Genomic DNA, 20,355 nt, shown 5'->3' with positions numbered 1-20,355 from the left:
TCGGCGCGCGGCCTCAGCGCGCCGCGCGGAATTCGATCCGCCGGTTCTTGGCGCGGCCCTCGGGCGTGGCGTTCGTGGCCACCGGCTGATCCGGGCCGGCGCCCATCGCCTCAAAGCGCGATGCCGGCAATCCCTTATCGACCAGATAGTCGCGCACCGCGTCCGCGCGCGCCTGGCTGAGCGCCAGGTTGGTGCTGCGGCTGCCTGAACTGTCGGTGTGGCCGATGATCTGGATCTTGTCGGCACGCAGCTTCGGCACGGCATCGGCCACCCGGTCCAGCAGCTCTCGGCCGCGTGCGGTCAGGCGCGTGCTGCCCGTCTCGAACTCCACCACGCGATTGCTGAGCAGGTTGTCCAGCACGTCCTGTTCGTCCTTGTCCGCCGACACGCGCAGGCCGTTGACGATCTTGTAGGTGGGATTGAGCGAGGTGGCGAAGGTGCTGGCGATCTGCTGGCGCGAGGCTTCGTTGTCCACCTCGCCGCGCAGCCGGATCTGCGTGCCGTCGATTTCCAGCTGTCCGCGGTTGATCTGCTTGAGCGGACTGTCCAGCAGCTTGCCGACGTGTTGCGACCAGTTCGGCGGGGCGACGACGCCGCCCACGTCGATGCGGTCGATCACATTGCCCACGCCATACACCTTTTGCAGCCGTTGCAGCACGTCGGCCTTGGTGGCTTCGTCGGGCACCGCGCCGCTGGCGACCACCTGGCCGGGTTGGGGGATGACGTTGGCGGGAACGACCGTCGCCGCGTCCTGGGCATGCGCCGCCCAGGAGCAGGCCGCGGCCAGGACCAGAGTGAGTGTGCGCATGTCCTAGGCTCCGATGAAGACTTCGCGGTAGGTCTCCAGCGCCTGGCGCAGGGACAGCCGCTGTTGATCCAGATAGCTCGACAGCTTGGCCAGGCCGTGGCTGGCGCTGACGTGGTCGCGCACCCAGGGGGCGGCGTCCAGCATGATGTAGTGCTGCGACAGCGTCTGCGGCGTCGACAGCAGGGTGGCCAGCGTCTGCGGTGACGCGCCGCGAAACCCCACCACCAGCCGGTGCTTGCCCGCGATATGGCCGATGAACATGGCGATCTCGAAGTCGGCGCGGTTCAGGAAGGGCGCGATCAGCGTCATCCAGTACGTTGCCACCAGATTGATGTAGAGCGGGTCGTCGGGCAGCGGCAGCGCCAGTCCGGTGTCCAGCTGCGACGAGCCGCTGGACATGACCGGCGTCAGCAGTATCCCCAGCGCCAGCACGATGTCGTGCATGTTGGCGGCGTGGCCGTTGCTGCGCAGCATCGCTTCCACGCGCTCGAGCGTCTGCAGGTCGATGAAGGCGTCAAAGCCGTCGTCGGCGGCGGTGCGGATTTCGCCTTCCAGGCCGTTCAGCGTCTGCAACGCATCGGCGGGATCGCCTTCCTGCATGAGCTGCGACGCGGCAGCCCCCATGCGGTTCCACATCCGGCTGAAGGCCAGCGGACTGCGCGCAATGAAGTCCAGCGGGCGCGATACCTCGACCGAGGTCGCGCTGATGAACGGGAAGCGCCGTCCGGACTGGTCGCGGCTGGGCTGCAGATGGCCCGCGATGGCCAGCTTGCCGCGCGAACCCAGCACCGCGAAGGGCACCGGCTGCGCCTCGTCGTACAGCGTCTTCCAATGCGGATCCTGCGCCAGGATCTCCATGGTGTTGGCGACCCAGGCGTCCAGCGTCGCCATCAGCTGCGGGTGCGAGGTGTTCTTCACGAAGTCGCCACGCGACGGAATCTTGCCGAAGTAGGCCGTGCGGAAAATGGGGGACTGCGGATTGCTCATTGCTGCACTCCGGCAGCCGTCGAGGCGACGGAAGGTTGAGGGGAGGAGCCCGCGACCGTGGCGGGCAGACGCAGGTTGCGCAGGCCCTGGCTGCCGGGCTCGGCGCCGCCTGCGCTGGCCGCCTGGGTACTGCTGATGATGCGCAGGCGGACCGGGACGGTGATGTTGGACTTGGTCCAGCTCATCTCGAAGCTGCCGTCCTGGTTGGGCTTGCGCTGGGCGCCCGAGATCAGGCGTTCCAGGCCGAAGCGGCCGGGCTCGTTCACGATCTCGACCACCGTGCCGTCAAAGGCGGTGGCGGTGATGCGCGCGCCGGGTGCGCCCTGCGCGTTGGGCCACACGAAGTTGACCCATTGCGGCGGCGTGTTGCGGTAACGCAGTTGCTGGCCGTCGATCTCGATCGTGTACTCGGTGACGCCGCCCGCGGGCTTGGGCTGGATCTGGAACAGCGTCTGCGGCTGGCTGGCCGCGCCTGATCCGGCCGCGCCGCCCGACAGCGGCGCCACCCATTGCGCGAAGTTCGCGGTGAACGACGGCTGCAGGTCGATGCCCATGTCGCCCCACGTGCGGGCCGTGAGGATGTCGCCGCGGCGCACGGTGAGCGGGCCCAAGGTCTCATTGACGTACTTGGCGATGCTGCCCTGCGGACCGAAGACCTGCGCGATCTCTTCGCTGCTGGCCTCGATGCCGGCCTTGGTCGAGAACGGATACTTGTCGGCCAGGTTCTGCGTGAAGCCCTGATAGACCTGCGCGTTCCAGACCTTGTTCAGCTCGGTCTGCGCGGGCTGCATGGCGACGGCGTAGCCCTGGATCAGCGGCCGCACCAGCAGCGGGCGCAGCGTCTCGCGCTGTGCCGGCGTCAGGCCGGCAAGCATCTGCTCGTCCACCAGCTTGAGCGCGTCCGCCAGTTCGGAGTCCTTGCCTTCCAGCGTCTGGCGCATCAGCAGCAGGGCGCCCGGGCCGGGATCGCCCTGGTTGTTGATCAGGTTGAAGCGCGTCCGGATCTTGGACAGGGCGTTCATGTAATTGCCCAGCAGCGACTGGTTGTCGCGTTGGACCACCAGGCGCGCCACGTCGGAGAATTCGCGTCCCACCGGGCCCATCGGGATCTGCTCGCCGCCGGGCGCCGCCTCGGCCGGCTTCGGCTGGCCCTGGCGCAGAATCACGCGCTTGAACCAGGCGACGACGCCCGTCTGCGCCTGCGTGATGCCGGTGTTGATCAGCGACGGGTTGTCCCACGAGGTCTGTTCGTACGTGGTGTTGATGAGCTTGACCAGCGGCGAGTTCTGCGGATCGCCCAGGCGGTTCATGCCTTGCACCGCCTGATCGAAACTGGTGAAGGGCTTGATGGTGACCCCGCGCAGCATCTTCTGCCATTCCTGCGCGTATTCGGTCTTGTACATCGTGGCCAGGCTCTTCTGGATCTGTTCGGGGCTGCCTTCCAGCGTGAGATCGTCGCGCGCGTTCACGCCCAGCACCCAGTCGCTGGTCTGCACCTCGCGGCGCGCGGCTTCGCCGATGGCCGGCTCGATGTATTGCTCCCAGGCCTCGCGCGTGAACGTGCCCGGCACGGCGTAGCTGCCCGCCACGACCGCGGCATCGGCCTCGCCCATGATGCGGGCGACGGTCATCGCGGGGAAGCGCGTGGCGGCGCGCGCCTTCAGCGTGGCATAGGCGCGCTCGCGCGCCGGCATGCCCTGCATCACGCTGCGCAGGTTGCCGCGCGTGCGTTCCACCATGGCCAGATTGGTTTCAATCTGCGGCCAGTCTGCATCGGCGGCACGCGCCACGTAGAACGAGATCAGGCGCTCGGCGCTGCGGATCAGCTGGTCGCGCGGCATCGCGCCCCGGTTGGTTTCCAGCCATCCGCGCCAGAATCGGGTGATCTGGTCGGATAGATGCGTGGGATCCACGTGTTCGCGGTTTGCCATCATCAGGTACGTCTTGAGCGCGTTGTAGGCGTCGTCGACGTTGGTGGGCGAGGCGTCCTGGAACAGCGTGTTGCCGGCATTGGCGCTCACCGGCTGAGCCTGCGGCGGCGCCGTACGCGGCGCGCCGCCCGCGGCCGCCTGCGACACGTCCACGCGGCCCAGATAGTCTTCCAGGCTGGCCTTGACCGGCACCAGCATGAACTGGCGCAGACCGTTGTAGTACTCGGCCAGCAGGCGCTGCTTGAGCACGTCGCCCTGGTACAGACCCAGCCCCAGCGACAGCGGCCGGCTCGTTGAATAGCGGTCCAACTGCTCGATGCGATCCTGCAGGATCTCCATGGCTTCCAGGCGGCTCTGCAGATCGGTGCGTTCGCTTTGCAGGCGCACCACCTTGTCCAGATCCGCCTGCACATTGCTCGCCAGTTGCCGGTTGCCCAGATACGACCAGCTCCAGCCGCCCAGCACCAATCCCAGCGCCAGCACCAGGCCGAAGAAGGTCAGGTAGCGCATGCGGACCTTGTTGGGGCTGGCGTGCTGGCGCACCAGCTTCTTGTCGGCAAAGATGACGTTGGAGAACAGGTCGCGCAGGAAGAATCCGTTGTGCGACGTCACGCTGCGCGCCGCTTCGCGCGAGGCCGGCCGCAAGCCGAAGCGCGCCGCGAGCTTGTCGGTGGAGGTGCTGCGCGACGCGCCTTCCTGCAATGCGCTGGTGAAGTAGAAGCCCCGGAATACCGGCTTGTACTGGAACGGGTTCGTCTCGAACAGCGTGGACAGGAAGGTGCGCAGCGCCGGCTTGATGCCCGCGAACTCCAGCGGGAAGGTCAATAGCCCCGGCGGCAGGGCCGCATTGCGGCGCAGCGAGATCTGGGCCGTGCCCATTTCCTTCAGGCCTTCATACAGCTCGTCGAAGCGCTCGTCGAACAGCGTCAGCACGTCGCGGCTTTCGTCCGCGCCGTACGGCAGCGTCGCGCCCCAGACCCGGTCACGCTCGCGCGCGTCGGCATCGGCGAAGAATTCGGAAAAGCCTGCAATCAGGTCAGCCTTCGTGAAGATTACATAGACCGGCGCAAACACTTCCAGCCGGTCGGTCAGTTCCTGCACGCGCTGGCGCAGGTTCTTGGCCAGGTTGATGGCGAATTCGGGGCCCGCGTCCGTCAGCTCGCTGATGCTGGCCGCCACGATGATGCCGTTGATCGGCGCCTTGGGGCGATGGCGCTTGAGCAGGTCCAGAAAGCTCATCCACTCGTTGCGGTCCTCTTCGTGCACCGAGTAGCGGCCGGCGGTGTCCAGCAGGATGCCTTCGGTGGTGAAGAACCAGTCGCAGTTGCGGGTGCCGCCCACGCCGCGCACGGCGGCGCCGTTCTTGTCGGCAAACGGAAACTGCAGTCCCGAATTGATGACGGCGCTGCTCTTGCCCGCCGCGGGGTTGCCGATGACGATGTACCAGGGCAGCTCGTACAGCGCCTCGTTGCCGGAGGTCTGGCCGATCTTGGAGGTCTTGATGGTGCGGACCGCCTGCGTCAGGCGGGTGCGCAGCGCCTCGATTTCGCTGCGGTTGGCGGCAGGGCTGGCGGCCGCGCCCGTCTGCACCTGCTGTTCCAGCATGTCGCCCAGCTGCTGGTTGGCCCGCCGCGTGCGGCGCCGGCGCCAGAGATAGACGCAAAGCCACAGAAGCAGCAGCACGCCCAGCGCCGCGCCGGCCCAGGTCATGGCGATCTGCATCGTGTCGGCGAACAGGAACAGGAAGACGATCAGCGCGATCAGGCCGATGAGCATGAAGGTGCGTGGGTTGGCGAATACGCGTCCACTCCAATAGCGCACGTCGCTCATGGCGCTGGAAAATCGAGAAAGCAATCCTGATGGGCTACGCATGGTTTTCGCTTTTGTTTTGGGTCAGGCGGTGGCGCTGGCGGCCGGTCGTGAGACCAGCGCGGCGGCGCGCAATGCGGGGTCTTGCAGGGTAAGGGTCAGCACGGGCTGGTCGAACTGCAGGCACGTTTCGCAGGCCACGGCCAGCGTCAGCAGCGACGCCGCCGCGCCCGTGTGGCCGCAAGTCATGCCGACGGCCTGGCAGTCCTTTGCGGCATCCAGATGGTCGAAAACCTGCGATGCCACGTTCAGCGGCTCAAGCGGACGGGCGCCGCGGTGATCGCCATCGCTGACGATGCGGCCGACGGCGCCGGGCTCCACGGCGGCGGCTTGCAGCAGGTCGCGCGCCAGGTCCGCCAGCGACGCTTCGGCCAGGGCGCCGCGCGCGTCGGCTGATTTCTGCCGTTGCAGCATCGGCGACAGCGTGACGTGGAATTCGGCCTGCGCATCGGGCGGCGCCAGCAGCAGGCCGGCGGCGGCTTCGCCCGGGACACGGCCCTGCGGATTGGCGTGCGTCAGCAACGTGGCCAGGCCGTCCCAATGGGCGACCTGCTCGGCGTCGATATAACCATCGCCGGCCAGCACGATGCGCCATTGCGGTTCGGCGCGGGCATTAGCTGACTCGGCGGCGGGCTCGGCGGCAATCTGGCGCAGCAGGTGGTCGGTGGCCATGCCGTCGCGTGCGGGATGTTCGGTGGTGTGGATGCGCGCATCGGGCCAGGCCCCCGCAGCCGACCGCACTGCCGCGAGCGCGCGGTGGCGCGCCGCTTCGGACCACGCCGCCGGCACGACCACGTCGAGGTGCAGGCGGGGCCAGTCCGCTTCGCGCGCGGGCACGTCCAACTCGGTTGCGCGCGCGTGCGCCTCATGCGTCAGCACCTGTGCGACATCGGCCAGCATGGCCGTCACACGCAACGTGGCGGCGGCCAAGGCGTCAGCGGGCGCGCCCCGGTCCCGCGCGGCGGCATACAGCGCCATGTCGTCCATGCCGGCCACGCGCGCGGCGAAAATCGGATAGCCCTGCGGCGTCTTCAGTTCCGCATCGAGTTCGGGCCGCTTCTGCTCGGCCAGCGCTTCGGCGATCGCCGCGACATTCTCGCCCGGCGCGGCGCGCGCGGCGGCCGCGATCAGCCGTAGCGCAGCGGGCCGGGCCGGCGCGTCGGATTGCGCTTCCGTCTGCGCCTGTGCGGGCGCCGCCTTGGGCGCGCGGGCAGCACGCACCATGCGCGCCCCGATCCAGATCGCGGCCAGGATGGCCAGCGGCAACGCAAACAGGTACAGCCCGATGTCGACGCCGGTGGGCAGCGTGCGCGACTCCTGCCACCAGATGATGACGGCCAGCCACACCACGGCGAACAGGGCCAGGACGAGCCCGCCTTTCTTCAGCACGCGAATCATTGTTTCGCGGCCTCCCGTGCGCGTTGCATGACGCCGGGGCGGCGCAGCTCCACGTGGCCGAAGTCCATCATCTTCCAACGTCCGCCCCAGGTCAGGCCGACGAGCTCGGCGGTCTCGCCGAACAGCTCATAGCCGCGCATGGCCCAGGGGTCTTTTTCCGAAATCACGATCTTGCCGTCGCGATAGAACGCGCTGTCCGCGGCCAGACCGAACTGGTGATAGCTCTGGAAGGCGCCGGCGTTCGTCACGTGCGACCCCATGCCTGCCAGTTCACCCTGCCGCTCGGGACTGCGGTAGCCCTCGATCAGGGTCATTTCATAGCCGTGCTGTTCGCGCATGATGCGATACGCCAGCAACAGCCGCTGGCGGAAATCGGCATCCAGAAGATCCCAGTTACGGCTTGCGCCGCCCAGCTTCGGACGCACTTGTTCGACTTCGCGGGTGGTGAATGCTTCAGGGGGCAGGGCGGCGGGCGGAACCAGTCTTTCGCCCTCCAGCAATGCCTGGATTCGGCGGTCTGGACCGCTGGTTGAGGCGCTGTAAACGAATGTGTGATTGTGTCGCATCAAGAAAGCAAACAGTGACGGAAGCAATACAACTGTCAGCCCGATTGCGACCTGCCACCGATACCTTCCAACCCATTCGAACGAGGCGCCGAACCCTTTTCTTATCGCGCCGGCCGTGCCGCCCACGGCGCCGCCGGCCTGGTTGGCGCCACGCGTCGCGCCCCGTGCCACGCCCGCTACGCAGGCGCGCATCCCCCGCACGGCGCCTTGGCGCAGTGCGGGAAAAAACAGGAGAGCGGAGACGCCCACCGCCAGCAAGAAATACAGGGGCAGAAGCAGCAACAAGGCAGGTCCCTCATGTGAAGGCGTAATCTTTTGTTTTATCCGCGCATGAGGCAAGCGATCCGGCGTTGCAAACCGCGTCGGAGGCTTAGAAATCGTAACAAGAATCGGTGTCTGAAAGGGGTCGATCAGGTATTCTCGGCGGGCTTGGTTACAGGGGGGCTGCACACGCCTCCTGCTGACACGGGAACCCGCATGGCAGAAGAGAAAGAACAAGCTCGCCCTACGATGACCGCGCCGAGTCTGCTGATGACCTCGACTGCCGCGCGTGGCGAGGCCGACTCGCCGCGCATCCTGGCCGCATTGGAAGGACGCGCGCCGGAAGCCGAGGTCAAACACATGGCAACGCCGCGACGTTCGCGCGCGCGGCGCTGGACCGCGCTGTTACTGGTGCTGTTGTTGTTGGCGGGCGGCATCGTCTGGGTAATACATGAAGACGACGCTGCGTCGATGATGGCGCGGGCACCGGTGCAGGCGCCTGCCGCGTCGCCTGCGCTTGCGAACGCGTCTGCAAATGCGCCGGTGCCCACGCCGGTGCCCGCGCTTGCAACCCCCCAGCAAGCCGCACTGTCGCCGTCGCCGGACTCGGGCAGCAACCCGCTCGGCACTTTGGAAAAAACACCCGACGTCGCCACGATCATTGATGAGTCGCCGCCTGCGCGCGACGCAGACCTGGGCCGCGGCGAGCCCGAACCGCTTGGCGAGCCGGCCAATCCCTTGTCCATGCTGGCAATGACGCCGTCATCGGCGCCCGCCGCCACGTCTTCGCTCGCAACCGCGGCAGCGCCGGGTCCCACGCGGCAGGCCGCGGAGCGGCTAGCGCAACGCGACGGTGCGTCGGGCGCCGCTGCGTCGGGCGCCGCTGCGCCGGGCGCCGGTGCGCCTCGCGCGGTGAAGTCCGCGCCCGCCGCTCCGCGCAAAAGCGCCAAGACCGCCGACAAGGATGCCGCGCTGTTGTCGGCGCTGATGGACTACGGGTTGCCGCCTGCATCACCGCCCGGCACGCGTGTCTACAAGTCCGACGGCGTGTTCATCCGCGAGATGCCGGGTTCGCCGTTGTCCGAGCGGTTGAAGGAATGCCGCCGTTTGAGCTTCATCGCAGGTGAACAATGCCGCCTGCGCGTCTGCGCGGGTCAATGGGGCACCGCACCGGAATGCCCGACCCCGCAGGCCAATATCGAACCTTGAATTCTTGCCGGCTCGACGATGCCGGCGCCGCCCACGTTCCCATGAGGTTTTTCTTCCATGGCTGTCAACGCTAGCAACGGCAGTTTCAGCGCCGAGTCCCGTCTTTTCCGGCTTGATGGCGAGGGCGCGATGTCGTCCCTGCAGGTCGAAGGCTGGGTTGCGCGCGAAGGCCTGTCCACGCTGAGCGAAATGCGCGTGGTGGCCCTGGCCGAAGATGCCGCGCTGGATCTGAACGACATGGTGTCGCGGTCCGCCACGCTGTGGACCACGCGCGCCGACGGCACCGAGGCCGGCCGCAGCGGCGTGGTGCGTGCCGCCGAGATGCTGGGCGGCAATGCGGGCATGGCCCGATATCGCCTGACGCTCGCGCCCTGGCTGTGGCTTGCCACGCAGCGGCGCGACAGCCGCATCTACGAGAAACAGCCGGTGCTGGACATCGTGCGCCATGTGCTGGACAGCTATGAGGGCTATACCTACAAGGTGGCTTCCGATGTGGAAGATCACCTGGCCGGCCTGCCGGCGCGGCCCTACACCACGCAGTACCGTGAAACCGATTACGCCTTTCTGTCGCGCCTGCTCGCGGAAGCCGGTTTGGGTTGGACCACCGTCGAAGACGACAGCGCACCGTCGCGCCACGCGGTGCTGATCTTCGCCGACAGCCGCAGTCTGGCCGAAGACGCGGAATCGGCGGGTGCGGGCGTACGGTTCCAGCGCGCTCATGCGAGCGAATCGCGCGACGGCGTGCAGGCCATCGCGCGCCGCATGCGCCGCACTGTGGAGAAAGTGACGGTGCTGGCCTGGCATGAAAGCGGCAAGCACGCCATCACCGGGCAGGCCTTGGCCAGCCCCGCCGATGAAGCCGGGGACGAACGGGCGCTGGAATGGTTCGAGCCGCTGGGACACGGCGGGCTGCTGAACCAGGCGCACGCGCAGTTTCAGGCGAACCTGCTGATGCAGGCCGCGCAGGCCAGCGCCGAGACCTTTGTCGGCCGCGGCACGGTGCGCACCTTCCGCTCGGGCACGCGGTTCACGCTGCAGGAGATGTCGCCGCTGGGGCCTTCTGGCGAGGCCGGGTTTGAGCCGAACTTCGCACTGGACCGCGTGGAGCACGCAGGGGTGAACAATCTTCCCGGACAGAACGACGCCAGCCTGGCGGACAGGCTGGGCGCCCTGGACGATTTCCTGTGCTTTGAAGACGGGGCCGAGGACGACGGCCATGCGATGCACGGCGATGCCGATATCGGCGTGGGGCGCCCCGAGGCGGCCGTGATGGCGCGCGCGCACGAGGTCGGCTACGCCAACCGGTTCTGCGCGGTGCGCTGCGACCGGCCGTGGCGCGCCTTGCCCGCTGCGGCACGCGGCGCCAGGCTCGCGGGTGCCCCGTCCGCCGTCGGCGTCCATACGGCCATCGTCACCAGCGCCGACGGCGCGACCGAGGCCAGCGGTGAAGACGAAATCCATCGCAACGCGCGCGGCGACGTGCGTGTGCGCTTCCACTGGCAATCCGACGGCGAGGGCCTGGCGAAAAGCCGATGGGCGCGCGTGGCGCAGCGCCAGGCAGGCGCGGGCATGGGCATGAGCTTCGTGCCGCGCATCGGGCAGGAAGTGCTGGTGAGATTCCTGGATGAAGACATCGATCAGCCTCTGGTCGTGGGCGCGCTCTACAACGGGCGCGGCGAGGGCGGCATTCCGTCCACGCCCGGCGGCAAGGCGGGCGAGCCGATGAACACCGAGGTGTACGCGGCGGCCATCGACGGCAAACCCAGCGCGCAGGCCAACCTGGCCAGCGGCAACGCGCCGGCGTGGCACGGCGCGGCGGGCGGCGACGATCAGCACCGCAACGCAGCCGCGTTGAGCGGCTTCAAGAGCAAGGAATTCGGCGGCGACGGCTACAACCAGATCGTGTTCGATGACAGCGACGGCCAGTTGCGCATGCAGATCAAGTCTTCCCAATCGGCCAGCGAATTGAATCTTGGCCACCTGATCCACCAAAGCGGCAACTATCGCGGCAACGTGCGCGGCGTGGGCGCGGAACTGCGTACCGACGCGTTTGGCGCGGTGCGCGGCGGAAGCGGCGTGCTGCTGACCACCTACTCAGCCGCCGGCAGCGAGCCCGCAGGCGATTCGGCGGGGCCGCTGGCGCTGGCCGGGCAGGCCGACATCATGGCGCAGTCGTTCGACGGCGTGATCGGCGCCCATCAGGGCGTGCGGCTGGCCTCGGCGCGCGGCACGGCCTCGGCGGGCGCGAGCCGTCTGGACGGCGAACGCGCGCCGCTGGCCGCCATGACGCACGCGGTGTCGGGCACCGTCGCGGGCGAGGCCGTGGGCGGCGCGGCCGGCGACGCGTCGGCCAAGCACACCGAAGTCGTCGACGGCAAGGTGCCGCACCTGACCGATCCGCTGGTGCTGATGGCGGGACGCGCAGGGCTGACGCAGGCGGCGGGGCGCAACGTCCAGGTGGCGGCCGGCGAGCTCGTGCATTGGTCGTCGGGACAGGACCACAACCTGGCCGTCATCGGTTCGCTGCGCGTGCACACCGGCCAGGCGCTGGGCATCGTGGCCGGCGTGCAGACAGGCGGCGCGGAATCCGGCCTGGACCTGATCGCGGGCACCGGCGAGGTCGATGTCATTTCTCAGCACGACACGCTGACGGTGCAGGCGCAACAGGACCTGCGCATGGTCAGCGCCAACGCGGGCATCGAGTACGCGTCGCCGCAGCGCATCCGCATCGCCAACGCGGCGGGCGCCAGCATCGTGATCGAAGGCGGCAACATCACCGTGACGGCGCCGGGGCGCATCGACGTCAAGACCGGCAACAAGCAGTTCGCCGGCCCAACACAGATGCCGTATCCGTTCCCGCAATTCACCGTCTGCAAGACCTGCATTCTTGACGCTCAGGAAAGCGTGCAGTCCATCACCGACAAGGCATGACGGCGATGCGATATTCCTGGCAGGACGCGCTGCTGTCCACGTTCGCCGAATTGCCCCATCATCGCGGCCCGTATGGCGAGGCCGCGCGCGCCTATGTGATCGTCGACTTCCGCGGCCATCCGGACCTGCTGGCGCGGCTGACGGCCACCGAAGACCTGAGTTTCGGCTCGGTGTGGGCGCAGACCGGGTTGGACATCTACGGCGACGTGGCGCCGCTATTGATCGAAGTGGACGGCGCCTCGCAAGGCGTACTGCGCGGGCCGCGCCATGGGGATTTCAGCACCGTGCTGGTGCGCGTGCTGGAAGCCCTGCACGAGCGCTCCGGCGGCCGCTACGCGATGATGAGCTTCGCGTCGGCCGTGCCGTTGGAAAAGCTGATCGCGCACTTCGGGCCGTTCTGCGACTACGCCTTGCCGGACGCCAGCGAGTTCTTCCTGCATTGGTATGACAGCCGCATCCTGGCGCGCGTGTTGCAGGTCTGGACGCCCGAGCAGCGCACGCGATTCGCCGGGCCGTTCGTCACGCTGCGCTACGCGCTGCGCGATGGCACGCTGGCTGAATTGCCGGGCGCGGGCAGGCTGCCCGCCGCACGGCCGGAAGGTATCGAAAAATTCTCGCCTGAACAGCACCAAATGCTGTTCGACCTGGACTACCCCGACAAGCTGGCGGTGCAGTTGCGCCGTCTTTATCCAGACATGCTGCCCGGCAATCCCGATCAGGACACGCTGGTGCCCCGCGTGCAGAAGCAGTTGGAACGTGCCCGCGCGCACGGCGTGGCGGGAGATAAGGACACGTTCGACTACGTCGCCTGGGGCGTGGCGATCTCGCCGCGCTTCGATGAGCACCCCTTGATCGCCGACGGGCTGCGCGCCTATCGGCCTGGCGCAGAGGGCGGGCTGGCGAAAGCGCTGCAAGCGGTGCCGGATGCGGTGTGGGATGCGGTGCATCGGGCGGGGAGGGATGGCGGCGATGCGTAAAGCACTTGCCGGCATGCTGCTTTGGCTTGGCCTATTGACTGGCTGCAACGCAGAGCCCACTTATCGAGGGGTGAGCTTCATTACGTATAACTACACACCCTGGAACCTGGAGCCCGTGCGCATCAGCGATGCATCGGGTCGCGCGGCAAGTTCCAGCACGCTCCCATCAGGCGGCGGCGAGGGAAGCGTGTCTTGCTGCTATACGTTTTCCGGTACGGAATTCAACGTGAAATGGAGCGGAGGGGATCCCGACCTGCTTCGCAAGCACCTGTTTGACGACAAGTTCGACGATGTGCTCTTCAAGAAGGAAACAACGGTGCACTTCCCCGCCACGAAGGTGCCCGAAGGGGATGGAACGCTGATTCTGGAGTTGCACATCTATCCGGATGAACACATGGAACTTGCCTTGAGCCGCAAGTTGCGCGGGCAAGTCAGAATTCCAATCGTCGATACCGCTCGCTGGTTGTATGGGAAATACCGGGACGAGCTTGTGGGGTACGAGAGCGCAGATTATCTGGCCAACGACGTCGCCAGGGTCACCAGACAGGCGTGGATAAATTATCGGCTTGAAGACGCGCAGGACTTGCGCGCGTACATGTATCTCCATTTCATCGTGGCCTCGAACTTCGACAAGGACGCGCAGATTGCGGCCCTCTTGAAGGACCCGGCGCGAAAGCCTGGCGCATTTGGCGACGCGGTGATGTCTTTGCCGGCAGAGAAGATCGCGCAGTTGAAGGCGGCGGGTGCACCACGTGGAGATAAAAATGTCGGAAGTGGGTATGGCGGAACAACTCGGGAGCACTGAATGCGTAAGGGTTTGATTGGTGTATTGCTTTGGCTGGGCCTGTTGGCGGGGTGCAATGGCGAACCCACATACCAGGGCGTCAGCTTCATCGCGTACAACTACACGCCCTGGAATCTGGAGCCGGTTCGGCTCAGTGACAAGTCGGGCAATGTGGTCAGTTCCAGTACGTTGGTGCCGGGTGGCGGCGAGGGGCGGGTTTCCTGCTGCTACACGTTCAAAGGGACCGACTTTGCGGTGAAGTGGCGCGGAGGAGACCCTGAGTTGCTTCGCAAACATCTGTTGGACGACAAGTTCGACGATCTGATGTTCAAGAAGGAAACACAGGTGCATTTTCCCGCCACCAAGGTGCCCGATGGCGACGGCACGCTTTATCTGGAATTGCACATCTATCCTGACGAGCATATGGAGCTCGCGCTGAGTCGCAATCTGACGGGACAAGTCAGGATTCCGATCGTGGAAACCACGCGTTGGTTGTACGGGAAGTACGGCGCCGATTTGGCCGGATACGAAAACGCGACCCAGTTGAAGCATGTTCTTGCAAAGGTCACCAGGCAGGCCTGGACGAGGTATCGCATTGAAGACCCCGAGGACATGCGCGGCTACATGTATCTCTACTTCGTCGTGGCCTCGGATTTCGACAAGCATGCCGAGATCGAAAAACTCCTGAAAGATCCAAATCGCAAGCCGGGTGACTTCGGCCGCGCCGTGTTTTCCCTGCCGGGCGAAAAGATTGCACAGATCAAGGCGTCCGGCACGCCTCCTGGAGAGAAGAATGTCCAGTGATCAGATTCCTGACGTCGACAGGACTCCCGCTTCAGTCCTGAAGGCCATGGCGGCCAATGAGGCTGCCTACCCCAAGGATTCCTGCACCGAATGCGGTCTCACGTTGCGTATGGGATTCTTCTTCGATGGCTTCGGGCGGAACAAGGATATCGATGAGGCGAATCCGACATTCCTCTCGAACGTGAGCCGGTTGTGGATGGCCCACTTCAGCGAAGACGATGAGAACAGGCCGAACAAGCAGCACTGGTTTCCGTTCTACTATTCCGGCCTTGGCGTCGAGCTTAACGAGAGCGCAAAGGCTGACGTCGTGGTTCGCGCGCTGACGATTGCAGGCGGGAAAGTGGCCGACAAGGCGATCTCCAGCGCGCAGGACGCGGCAAAGAACATCACGCGTCTTGATGAAGTGCCCGATGTGGATGCCGCAGGGCGCGCAAAGTCGGCTGTCAAGCAATCCATCAGGGATGGGTCCTTCCACCCCATGGTGAAGGCCTACAAGGACGTCGTCAAAGACGTCCAGTCGCTTCCTGAGAAGACGGTAAGAATCTGGAATGCCCTGGACCCAGAGCGAATCCGCAATCGCGCAAAGGCCACTGTTCGCGGCTTCTGGTCGGATTTCAAGAAAAACCCATTTAAGGTTGCCTGGACCGCAGGAAAGAACGCTGCGAAAGCCACGTTGCTGGAAGGCGTGCCGGTCGTTCGGGACAATGCCGCCGTCGCCGAACTGATGGGAACCGGTGTCGACACGCGCCTGGACGCGGCCAGGCGTCAGTTCGAGGAAGCCTATCAGAAGGCCAACGCGGGCACCGAAAAAGTCGTGCGTATCGAGATCTGCGTGTTTGGCGCGGATCGCGGCGGGGTCATTGCCAAGCAATTCGTCAACGATATCGTCAAGAAGTACAAGCGCCGCCATGACACGGACCTGGCCATCGTAGGAAAAGACGGTGCGCCGGACGCGAAGATCGTCATCCGATTCCTCGGGCTGTTCGACAGTGTCGCTTCCATCATGGAAGAAAACTGGTTCCTTGAGGTCATTCCGTTCACGGACCTGATCAAACAGACGCACAAGGACCGCACGCTGACCATACCCGCAGCCGTCGAGAAGGCCGTGCATTTTGCCGCGGCGCATGAACTGCGCCGCAATCAGCGGCTGGATTCCCTGGAAAAGACGCGCGGCCTGCAGTACCTCTATCCGGGGTCGAGCGGGGATGTGACGGGCGTGGCCCCCGAGGGCTCGCTGGGCACGCGCGCGTCGCTATCCAGGGTTCCTTTGCGCGAGATGATGAACCTGGCTCTCGCTAACGGCGCGGCGTTGTACAGCATGGAAAGCCTGGCGTCCCGGGATCCGGTGCTCTATCGGATGCTGAGCCTGGCCGGCTCGATCGAAGACGAAGGCCAGACCTATCACGTTCAGGAACTGGTCGACGCCTACCGGGAGATCGTCAAATACGAACCCGGCTGCGATTTCGCGCCGCACATGGAAGTTTTTCTGCGCTGGCTGGCGGTGCGTTATCAGGACCCCGTGTTTCGCGCCGGGATGTCGGACCCCGCGGAAGCGTGGATCAAGGACCGGGATTTCTTCACGCCGGAGCAGGAGCTCGCAGAAGAGCGCAGGCGTTTGAGCATGCTTTCGCGCGAGGAGCTTGCCAAGCCCGAGACCACGGCGCGTGCGCGGGAACTGGAAGCACTTGCCAACGAGCGCCGCGAGCGCGCCAATGCCAGCCGCGGCGAAGCGCCGCCGCAGCGCTTCCTGCCGCTGTGGGAACGCCTGGAAGAAGAGTACAAGGGCCTGGAAGAAGCCGAGCGCCAGGATGCGGCGACGGAGCAGCGGCGGCAGGACATGGAACGCAACCACCCCGAGCAGCTTCGCACGATGGAACGGTGGGAGCAGGATGCGATCGCCATGGAAAACATGCGCCTCGGCAAAAAGCCGGGCGACGCCGATTATGTTCAGTCGCTGCCGGACCCGTTTGCCGACATGAAGGCTGATCGCGCCATGCAGCAGCGTCTGCTGACCGCCTGGCGCGATGCGCGCGACGGCAAGACGCAGTTGCCGCCCAAGGTCATGACGCTGTTCGACTGGCTGGTGCATGACGCGATGTTGAGCAGCTGGCCTGACCATCTGCTGGCCAGCACCCGGATGTATTTCCGAGTGCGCGACAAGGATGTGTTCGGCAAGACCGATGCGAAGGCCGAGATGGATCAGCGCGCCAAGGATATGCAGAACGCTGAAAAGGTGGAGGCGATGGCCGCGCGCAACGAGCAGAACATCCGGCAGATGACGCCTGCACGGCCCTGAACGGCGGGGTGGTGGTGATGGAAAGACGGCCCTGCAGAGCAGGGCCGTCTTTGTTCGTATGGCCGGTTTCTCTACCCGGCGGTTCTTGGGTCCGGCCGGCTTTCACTTCTGGCCGGCTTTCACTTCTTGCCGAGGTTCACTTCTTGCCGTCTTCGACCTCGATCGTCACCGTGTTCGACTTCACGTCCTCGGCCTCGATGTAGACCTCATACGTGGCCGGTGTGGCCGGCAAATGCAGCACGCCGGCCATGTCGGTGGTGAAACGCGTTTCCACGGTCATGCCCGGCGGCAGGGCCATCTTCGGGGGGCGCGGTCCGCCTTCCCGCGGGTCCACCGAGACGTTGGGGAGCTTGGGACGCACGTAGTTGAACGCGACGCCGCGGTAGACCTTGCCGGTCTGCGTATCCTTCGCCACGAAGCGCGGCAGTTGCGGATTGTCGATCACGGGCAGGATGCCGCGCGCGCAGATGGGAATCGTCAGGGTGCTGCCGTCGCGAATCTTCACGCGCGAGGGCGCGGCGATGCGCATCTGCGCGTCGTAGCCTTGCAGCGGCGGCATGCAGGCGTGCTCCTGCTGCGAGTGCGTGGGCACCGTGGCAAAGGAGGCGGGCTCGATCCAGTCGGTAGTCATGATGGGCATGTCGATGTTGTGTCAGAGAGCGAAGGGGATCAGGGGCGCGTCGTCAGAATGAGGTCCAGCCTTCCGAGCAGTCCACCTTGCGCACGGCTTTGCTGCAACTGGGGCAGAAGTGGATGTTGGCGCAGGTGATGCCGTACATCACGCATTGCCCGATCTCGCTGCTGTACTGGCCATTGCGGTTGGGCAGGCCAAAGTAGCAGTGTCCCCCCATGTTGTAGTAGAAGTGCTGCGGCGGATCCAGCTTGGAGTCGTCGGCCGACGGGTCTTCGTCGCGCAGGCCGGGCCAATCGGGGCCGCTGGGCACCATGCCGAGCAGGTGGCCCATTTCGTGGGCCAGCGTTTCCGTCAGGTACGCCTGCGAGTTGGGGGCGTAGGGATCCAGCGTGGACACGAAGAGCAGGTTGGTGCCGGTGATGGCCAGACCCGCGTAGCTGGCGGCCACCGTGTTGAACTGGATGTTGAGCACGCCGTTCAGGGGCGTGGACGAGATCTGGGTCAGGTCGACCCTCACGGAGAAGACGGCGCCCGAGCTTTCGGGCAGCGGCGTCATCAGGTGGCGGGGGATGGGAATGGACCGTTCCGCGCCCGACGCGTCGGTGTAGATGTAGCGGGCGTGGACGAGCCAGTCGTCGCTGTCATCGAACTCGTACCAGAGGCTGGCCAGCGTGCGGTCGTCGTTGACGATGGGCACCGTCATCACGCGGCCGCCCGGTCCGGCGGGCACGGGCAGGCGCATGTCGCCGCTGGTGCCGGGCGCCGCCAGCCTGTCCACGTGGCAGACCACCAGCGTGTAGGGCTCGCGCTGTTTGCCGGGCGAGGTGGCGTACACGCGGCGCACGGCATCCATGATGGCCTGCTGCGAGTCCACGTGGTCCGCCGCGTCCACCGCCGAGCGGCCACGGAATTGCAGGCGCGGCAGCTGGATCATGTCGATGCCGTGCAGCGCGAACTCCGCGGTGACGGGCGTCACGTCGGCCAGATGGTTGGCCGGCCGGGTGCTCATGCACATGACTTCCTGGACGTACAGGCGGCGGGCGGTCTCGACGCGTTCGGTCTTGATGAGCTGGCCGCGTTCGTCGCGCACTTCGAACAGATAGACGTTGCGACCGGCGGCGGGCAGGTCGATGTCATCGACGATGCGGGTGCCGTCGGCATCCGTGACGTAGCTGCGCGGGTTGGCGTGCGGTTCCTGGTAGCTGGCGCGGCGGCCGCGTTCGCGGCTGGAGTACGTGATGTTTCCGGTATCCGGCTTGACGGTGATGGTGAAGCGGTGCGCGCCCGGGCGGTTGAATTCCACGTGGATGCGGGGACGCCGGGTCTGCCGCTCGGTGGTGGTGAGCGCGTTGCCGTCGTTCCAGCGCTCGTCGGCGCGTTCCAGGTTCACGTATTGCAGGCGCGCGCCGTCCTGACGGCCGCGATAGGTGGATGCGCTGGGGACCACGCGGCCGGCGTCGCCCATCGGAGGCATGCCGCCAGGCAGGTTGGTGCCTTGCGTGCGTGCGACCGGCCCCAGGCCGATCGTGTCGAGTACATCGCGGGCGATCTGGGGCAGCGGCGATTCCGCCACGCCCGGGATCTTCATCAGCACCTCGGCCACCTTCGGCAGCGTTTCCGTGGCCAGCGTGGGCGATTGCAGGATGGCGCCGATCACGCCGGGCACCGACGAGGACGACAACCCCGGCATGCTGAGGATGGCGCCCGCGACGGCGGGGATATTGGCCTGCTTGACGTCGGGCAGCGTGAACAGCGTGTCGACGGCGGACCCCAGCGCGGCGGCACGGTCGCCGGCCGCGTTCAACGCCTGCGTCATGACCGGCACGATGGCGGCGCCGACGCTGGCGCTGACGCCGCCTGACAGGAGCGTGGACGCGCCGGCCATTGCCGTGGACGCGGCGCTGGCCTGCTGCGCAACGGCGGCAAGGCCGCCGCCGGCCGCCAGCGCGCCGAAGCCCGCCGCGCCTGAACCGCCGCCTCCCGCAGCGGCGGCTGCGCCCGTTGCCGCGCCCGCACTCGCCACCGCACCTGCGCCGCCCGCAGCGGACAGATCGGTGGCGCTCGTGGCGGGCGCGCGGTCGGACATGCCCGCCGCCTGCGCCGTCGTGCTGCCGAGGACAGCGTCAGGGCTCCCGGCCGGGGTGACGGCGGTAGGCGGGGCGGTGGCGCCTGAGACGGTGGTGGTGGGCGACGCGGTCGGCGTGGCGGAGGGGTGGTTGATGGGGGGCGTGGCGCCCGGGGGGGAGGTGGGGGTGGCGGCTGCGCCGGTTCCGATGGTGGCGCCGGTGCTTGTGCCTGCGGTTGCGGTTGCCCCGGCGCCAGCGGCTGCTCCTGCCCCTGCACCCGCGGTGGCTCCTGTCGACGTGCCCGTGCTTGCACCAGCGCCTGCGCCAGCGCCTGCGCCAGCGCCAGCACCAGCACCAACGTCAGCACCTGCTGCGCCGCCCGCTTGAGGATTTGTTCCAACGCCAGCATCGGCGCCCGCTCCCATGCCAACGTCCGCCGTTGCTCCGGCGTCAGCATTCGTCGCGGCAGGCGTGGATGCTGTGGCGCCCGTGTTCGCGCCCGGACCAGCACCCGTGCCCGATCCTGTGTTGCCCGCATCGATATTTGCGTGGGTGCTGGGGCCTGGGGGCGCGCCAACGGCTGCATCAGCGCCCGCACCCGCTCCTGTCATCGTGCCGTCTGCGCCTGGCGCTCCCGTCATGCTTGCGGTGGAAGACCCGACGGTCGGTGACACTTCAGCGCCCGGCGCTGCCGTGGCCCCGGCGACGGAGCCCACGGCCGGCGCCGTGCCTGCCGTCGCGTTGCCGCCGGAGGCCGCGCCGACGGCGGCGCTCGTCCCCGCGATGCCTGCCCCGGCCGACGGCTGCACATCGGGCAGCCCGGCGCCTTGCGGC

General features: G+C 66.8%; 13 protein-coding genes and 1 pseudogene. 7 read left to right on the top strand and 7 right to left on the bottom strand.

The annotated features are described in order from the left end of the window. Positions 1-13: 13 nt before the first annotated feature. From B2W22_RS23865 to B2W22_RS23845, 5 genes are all read right to left on the bottom strand, one after another. On the bottom strand, positions 14-808 hold the full coding sequence (locus B2W22_RS23865; RefSeq protein ID WP_175125528.1) for an OmpA family protein: 795 nt from the start codon (positions 806-808) through the stop codon (positions 14-16). 3 nt (positions 809-811) lie between these two features. Continuing rightward, the gene (gene tagF / locus B2W22_RS23860; protein WP_175125526.1) at positions 812-1,795 is read right to left on the bottom strand and encodes a type VI secretion system-associated protein TagF; all 984 of its coding nucleotides are present in this window, start codon (positions 1,793-1,795) and stop codon (positions 812-814) included. Further along, positions 1,792-5,556, bottom strand: coding sequence for a type VI secretion system membrane subunit TssM (tssM, locus tag B2W22_RS23855; protein WP_286939816.1), 3,765 nt, complete (start codon positions 5,554-5,556; stop codon positions 1,792-1,794). Before tssM ends, tagF begins: the two co-directional genes overlap by 4 nt. 63 nt (positions 5,557-5,619) lie before the next feature. After that, positions 5,620-6,993 carry a hypothetical protein gene (locus tag B2W22_RS23850; protein ID WP_286939768.1) on the bottom strand — a complete coding sequence of 458 codons (1,374 nt, stop codon included), beginning with the start codon at positions 6,991-6,993 and terminating at the stop codon, positions 5,620-5,622. Continuing rightward, positions 6,990-7,844, bottom strand: a complete 855-nt coding sequence (locus tag B2W22_RS23845) for a M15 family metallopeptidase (RefSeq protein WP_286939767.1) — start codon at positions 7,842-7,844, stop codon at positions 6,990-6,992. Before B2W22_RS23845 ends, B2W22_RS23850 begins: the two co-directional genes overlap by 4 nt. A gap of 246 nt (positions 7,845-8,090) precedes the next feature. Here B2W22_RS23845 and B2W22_RS23840 point away from each other — a divergent pair, with 246 nt between their 5' ends. The 6 genes from B2W22_RS23840 to B2W22_RS23815 are packed head-to-tail and all read left to right on the top strand — an operon-like array spanning position 8,091 to position 16,821. Next, positions 8,091-9,029 (top strand): hypothetical protein, encoded by a 939-nt coding sequence (locus B2W22_RS23840; RefSeq protein ID WP_286939766.1) that lies wholly within the window; start codon positions 8,091-8,093, stop codon positions 9,027-9,029. A gap of 57 nt (positions 9,030-9,086) precedes the next feature. Beyond that, entirely contained in the window at positions 9,087-11,960 is a 2,874-nt protein-coding gene (locus tag B2W22_RS23835; protein WP_286939764.1) for a type VI secretion system Vgr family protein, read from the top strand. Further along, positions 11,957-12,937 (top strand): DUF4123 domain-containing protein, encoded by a 981-nt coding sequence (locus tag B2W22_RS23830; RefSeq protein WP_286939763.1) that lies wholly within the window; start codon positions 11,957-11,959, stop codon positions 12,935-12,937. Before B2W22_RS23835 ends, B2W22_RS23830 begins: the two co-directional genes overlap by 4 nt. Next, the gene (locus B2W22_RS23825; protein ID WP_286939762.1) at positions 12,930-13,742 is read left to right on the top strand and encodes a hypothetical protein; all 813 of its coding nucleotides are present in this window, start codon (positions 12,930-12,932) and stop codon (positions 13,740-13,742) included. Before B2W22_RS23830 ends, B2W22_RS23825 begins: the two co-directional genes overlap by 8 nt. Further along, positions 13,743-14,525, top strand: a complete 783-nt coding sequence (locus B2W22_RS23820) for a hypothetical protein (RefSeq protein ID WP_286939760.1) — start codon at positions 13,743-13,745, stop codon at positions 14,523-14,525. It abuts the gene before it with no gap. Continuing rightward, positions 14,515-16,821: a phospholipase effector Tle1 domain-containing protein gene (locus B2W22_RS23815; RefSeq protein ID WP_239215186.1), complete on the top strand. Its 2,307-nt coding sequence runs from the start codon at positions 14,515-14,517 to the stop codon at positions 16,819-16,821. The genes B2W22_RS23820 and B2W22_RS23815 overlap by 11 nt, the downstream gene beginning before the upstream one ends. Positions 16,822-16,957: 136 nt before the next feature. Here B2W22_RS23815 and B2W22_RS23810 read toward each other — a convergent pair whose 3' ends face one another. Both B2W22_RS23810 and B2W22_RS23805 read right to left on the bottom strand, forming a co-directional pair. Then, positions 16,958-17,461, bottom strand: a complete 504-nt coding sequence (locus B2W22_RS23810; RefSeq protein ID WP_286939758.1) for a hypothetical protein — start codon at positions 17,459-17,461, stop codon at positions 16,958-16,960. Positions 17,462-17,504: 43 nt separating this feature from the next. Next, positions 17,505-19,541 (bottom strand): type IV secretion protein Rhs, encoded by a 2,037-nt coding sequence (locus B2W22_RS23805; protein ID WP_286939755.1) that lies wholly within the window; start codon positions 19,539-19,541, stop codon positions 17,505-17,507. Positions 19,542-20,160: 619 nt separating this feature from the next. On the opposite strand from B2W22_RS23805, the pseudogene B2W22_RS23800 reads away from it, so the two are divergent. Next, a pseudogene (locus B2W22_RS23800) lies at positions 20,161-20,355 on the top strand (hypothetical protein); the annotation flags it as partial.

The sequence above is a fragment of the Achromobacter sp. UBA4530 genome (genome assembly GCF_002388205.1).
Classification (GTDB): Bacteria; Pseudomonadota; Gammaproteobacteria; order Burkholderiales; family Burkholderiaceae_B; genus Achromobacter; species Achromobacter animicus.
This window is presented reverse-complemented; position numbering and strand designations above follow the sequence as displayed.

Coding starts and splice junctions, on each gene's coding strand:
- tssM (WP_286939816.1), bottom strand. CDS start 5,556: ATGAGCGACGTGCGCTATTGGAGTGGACGCGTATTCGCCAACCCACGC.
- B2W22_RS23840 (WP_286939766.1), top strand. CDS start 8,091: ATGACCTCGACTGCCGCGCGTGGCGAGGCCGACTCGCCGCGCATCCTG.
- B2W22_RS23830 (WP_286939763.1), top strand. CDS start 11,957: ATGACGGCGATGCGATATTCCTGGCAGGACGCGCTGCTGTCCACGTTC.
- B2W22_RS23805 (WP_286939755.1), bottom strand. CDS start 19,541: ATGTCCGACCGCGCGCCCGCCACGAGCGCCACCGATCTGTCCGCTGCG.
- tagF (WP_175125526.1), bottom strand. CDS start 1,795: ATGAGCAATCCGCAGTCCCCCATTTTCCGCACGGCCTACTTCGGCAAG.
- B2W22_RS23820 (WP_286939760.1), top strand. CDS start 13,743: ATGCGTAAGGGTTTGATTGGTGTATTGCTTTGGCTGGGCCTGTTGGCG.
- B2W22_RS23835 (WP_286939764.1), top strand. CDS start 9,087: ATGGCTGTCAACGCTAGCAACGGCAGTTTCAGCGCCGAGTCCCGTCTT.
- B2W22_RS23850 (WP_286939768.1), bottom strand. CDS start 6,993: ATGATTCGCGTGCTGAAGAAAGGCGGGCTCGTCCTGGCCCTGTTCGCC.
- B2W22_RS23865 (WP_175125528.1), bottom strand. CDS start 808: ATGCGCACACTCACTCTGGTCCTGGCCGCGGCCTGCTCCTGGGCGGCG.
- B2W22_RS23810 (WP_286939758.1), bottom strand. CDS start 17,461: ATGCCCATCATGACTACCGACTGGATCGAGCCCGCCTCCTTTGCCACG.
- B2W22_RS23815 (WP_239215186.1), top strand. CDS start 14,515: ATGTCCAGTGATCAGATTCCTGACGTCGACAGGACTCCCGCTTCAGTC.
- B2W22_RS23825 (WP_286939762.1), top strand. CDS start 12,930: ATGCGTAAAGCACTTGCCGGCATGCTGCTTTGGCTTGGCCTATTGACT.